Annotated in this window: 4 protein-coding genes; 1 reads left to right on the top strand and 3 read right to left on the bottom strand. The window is 60.1% G+C overall.

The window, feature by feature from the left end; all coding sequences use genetic code 11:
* A partial coding sequence (locus WAW39_RS10635; protein WP_422318552.1) for a YHYH protein occupies positions 1 to 765 on the bottom strand: 765 nt, incomplete at its 3' end.
* Between the two features lie 107 nt (positions 766 to 872).
* Here WAW39_RS10635 and WAW39_RS10630 point away from each other — a divergent pair.
* On the top strand, positions 873 to 2,060 hold the full coding sequence (locus tag WAW39_RS10630) for a substrate-binding domain-containing protein (protein WP_422318550.1): 1,188 nt from the start codon (positions 873 to 875) through the stop codon (positions 2,058 to 2,060).
* On the opposite strand, the gene WAW39_RS10625 is transcribed toward WAW39_RS10630, so the two are convergent.
* Entirely contained in the window at positions 2,057 to 2,569 is a 513-nt protein-coding gene (locus tag WAW39_RS10625; RefSeq protein ID WP_422318548.1) for a hypothetical protein, read from the bottom strand. The two genes, WAW39_RS10630 and WAW39_RS10625, sit on opposite strands and share 4 nt — an antisense overlap.
* A 97-nt stretch (positions 2,570 to 2,666) precedes the next feature.
* Positions 2,667 to 3,170 (bottom strand): hypothetical protein, encoded by a 504-nt coding sequence (locus tag WAW39_RS10620; RefSeq protein ID WP_422318546.1) that lies wholly within the window; start codon positions 3,168 to 3,170, stop codon positions 2,667 to 2,669.
* Positions 3,171 to 3,251: the final 81 nt, after the last annotated feature.

Here is a 3,251-nt window from a genome sequence, read left to right as displayed (position 1 = left end):
ATAATAAGTGCCCTGAGGAAATTCAGGGGGCACTCCAAAGCGGCCGTTGCTGGCATCCAGGTCGCCGCTTCCTTCGATGTATTCGTAGTCCTGCACAAAGGCCCCATCATACTTGCCACCGGGAGAGCCAGCGGGCCGGGTGCCTGCCTTGATGGCATAGCTGGAATCAAGCTTCTTCAAGGCACTGTCGCCATCCAGCGCCGTGCTGTAGCCCCAGGGACCATAAATGGGGAAACCATCTGCCGCCCAGCCGACGAGCACCATCTTCGCTTTGTCGCCGGCGATTTTTTCGATCATCCCGTTGGGGATGCCATGGTAGTGATAGGCCCCGTTGGGCTGCACGTGCGCGTTGCTCGCATCGAGCCCGAGATCAATCGCTCCTCCATGAGGTTCATACTGCCAGCCGCTCGCCGGATTGCCCTGCCACCATTCAGCGGCAAAGGGATCAAAGACAACACCATTCACCGCGATGCCGAAGGGCTGCATGTGAAACGGCACCGGTTTCTCCGCGAGCTTGGGGTGCAGCGGCACCTTGTAGTCGTAGCTCTGGGGCGCGATCACGTTGGGATTGTGCCGGTCGGGGAACTGGCCGGGCGTGTGATCTGGAATGCCATTGGCCTGGATGCGGCGGTAATGGTCATCCGTGGTGATCTTCACCTCATTCGGCGGCAGCTTTGATGAAGCGGCGAGGCAGGCGGTCACAACTACGGTGCTGATCACTTTGATCAGCATGGCAGGAGTGGCAGCGAGGCGGGAAAATCTCATGTCGGGGAGATAACCCCACAGGCGCGGTTTCGTTACAAAAAGAATCTGCCACGAGTTCTCTCGATTCCCGCTTGCTTCCGGACGGGGATTCCGGTTTGCATCCTGTCATGCCGAAGGCTCCACGTTCCAAACCCGCCCGCATCCCGCAGGTCGCCGTTCTTGTCGATACTTCGCGGTCTTATGGCCGTGACATCGTGCGCGGCATCCGGCGCTATGTGGCGGAGCACGGCCCGTGGTCGCTGTACCTGGAGCCACGCGATCTGCGCAGCCGTTTCCCTGACTGGCTCAAAGACTGGCCCGGAGACGGCATTCTCTCCCGCACTGTCGATGCCGCGATGCTGCGCCAGCTCAAGGCGACCAAGCTGCCGGTGATCGAACTCCGCACCACGGTGCTGCCGCATTCGTTTCCCTTTGTCGGCATGGACAATCGCATCGTGGGCACGCGGGTGGCGGAGCATCTGCGCAATCGCGGCTTCCAGCGCTTCGCCTGCTATCTGGACACCGCCGAGGCCTTCTTCGTCGAACGCAGCGAGTACTTTGCGCAAACTCTGCGTGCGCATGGCTTCGAGTGCTCCCTTTTCAAATCCGGCGGGGCAGGGACGAAGCGGCTGCGCTGGGATGAGCACCAGCGCGCTTTGTCCGAATGGCTGACGTCTTTGGAGAAACCCGTGGGGGTTTTTGCCGTGAATGACCAGCTCGGCTTCTGGCTGCTGGATGCGGCGCGCCGTGCAGGCATCGCCGTGCCGGAGGAGGTGGCGGTGGTCGGGGCGGAGAATGACAACATGCTCTGCGACACCGCCTCCCCACCGCTTTCCAGCGTGCGCCTGCGCGGGCAGGCCGTGGGTTACGAAGCAGCGCGCATGCTTGATGAATGGATGGCGAAACGGCGTGTGCCCAAGCCCGGTGAAAAGCATCTGCTGGCGCCGGGGGACATTGTCGTGCGCCAGTCCAGCGACATCGTCGCGGTGGAAGATCCGCGCATTGCCGAAGCGCTGCGCTTCATCCGCCAGCATGCCACGGAGCAGATTGACGTGACGCGAGTTGCGCGGGAGACGGCGCTCTCACGCAGTGTACTTGAGCGGCGCATGAAGGCGCTCATTGGCCGCAGCCCTGGGGAGGAGATCAACCGCATCCGCTTTGCTGCGGTGGAAAAACTGCTCACTCAGACTGATCTCACGCTCGATGCCATCGCCGCCCGCTGCGGCTTCACGCACCCGCAGTACATGGCCGAGGCGTTTCGGAAGCGTGCAGGCATGACGCCTGGGGAGTTTCGTCGGCAGAGGGCGGTGATCTAAGGTGCGGGAGCGGCAGGAGGCTGCCGCTTCGATTGAAACAGCTTCACGGTCTTGAGAATCATCGCAGCACGGGAACCAAAGACGAATTGGTCGAAGTCCGGACGCAGTTCCATGATGTGCAGGCACATCGCCTGCAGGATCATCAGATCAGCGCCCATGAAGGAGATGGGTTTTTGGCTGGCAAAGTAAAACTTCGCACCGCTGCCTACGGCGATTTCCACCTTCGTCAGATCTTCCACGCGGCCTTCAGCGAGTTTCTTGCGGCGGCAGAGCCAGTGGGAGATGACGCCGTCTTCGATACGGATGGAAAAAAGCAGGGTGGGCAGCACGAACACCGGAAGTAAACATCCCATGCCCAGACAGATTCCCAGCAGGAGCTTCAGATCCAGCGGGCGTCCTTGATGGTGGTTCATGGCACCAATCGCCACGGCTGCCACTGCGCCTATGACCATACCGGCGATAAAAATAGAGCGAATCTGTTTCCAAGTGTTGCCGAATTCAGTGCGCATGGTGGAGCATGCTTTAACTGAAATTTGTCTGCGACGGCAAGAAAAAAGGCGTGCCCGATGGCTCGGACACGCCTTTCAAATGCTTCGGATACCTGTGTTAAGGAACGGACTTCACGCTGGAGAAGATCTTGCCCAGAGTTTCGAGGCTCTTCTCGCTGTCTTTCTTTGAGATCCAGTAGGTGATGGTCAGCACCTTGCCGTCTCCCACTTCGGTAAAGAGGAAGCCGATCACGGCCGGGCCCCACTCCTTGCTCTCGCCGCTCCATGAGATGCGGCTCCACTTGCGGCCGGAGTCTTCAAAGTCTTTCGTTTCCTTGGTGGCGGCATCCACCCTCACCTCATGGTCTTCGGTCAGCCACTTGAGGCTCTCCTCGATGACGCTGTCCATCTGCTTTTCATCGGCCACCACTTCGAGGTAGATCGTGGCCACATTGTCGGGAGATTCGGCGAGGATGCCGTCGTCGGAGGCTTCGGGCTCCCAGGAATCTGGGATGCTCACAGTCGTCGCTGGTTTGTCCTCCGGAAGTTTGACCGTGCCGGCCGGAGCCAGAGCAGGGAAAAGGGTGAGGACGAGGGTTGCCGCGAGGAGGGTGTGTTTCATGGGATAGAGTGCCTTGGCACTACAGATCGCAGCAACGCGGCCCATGGGTTTGCCGCAAATGGTATTCCGGTCGCTTTTTTG

It is taken from the genome of Prosthecobacter sp., assembly GCF_049294395.1.
In the GTDB taxonomy this organism is placed as follows: domain Bacteria; phylum Verrucomicrobiota; class Verrucomicrobiia; order Verrucomicrobiales; family Verrucomicrobiaceae; genus Prosthecobacter.
This window is presented reverse-complemented; position numbering and strand designations above follow the sequence as displayed.

Excerpts from the sequence above, each read along its gene's own strand:
- WAW39_RS10630 (WP_422318550.1), top strand. The coding sequence starts at position 873 with ATGCCGAAGGCTCCACGTTCCAAACCCGCCCGCATCCCGCAGGTCGCC.
- WAW39_RS10625 (WP_422318548.1), bottom strand. The coding sequence starts at position 2,569 with ATGCGCACTGAATTCGGCAACACTTGGAAACAGATTCGCTCTATTTTT.
- WAW39_RS10620 (WP_422318546.1), bottom strand. The coding sequence starts at position 3,170 with ATGAAACACACCCTCCTCGCGGCAACCCTCGTCCTCACCCTTTTCCCT.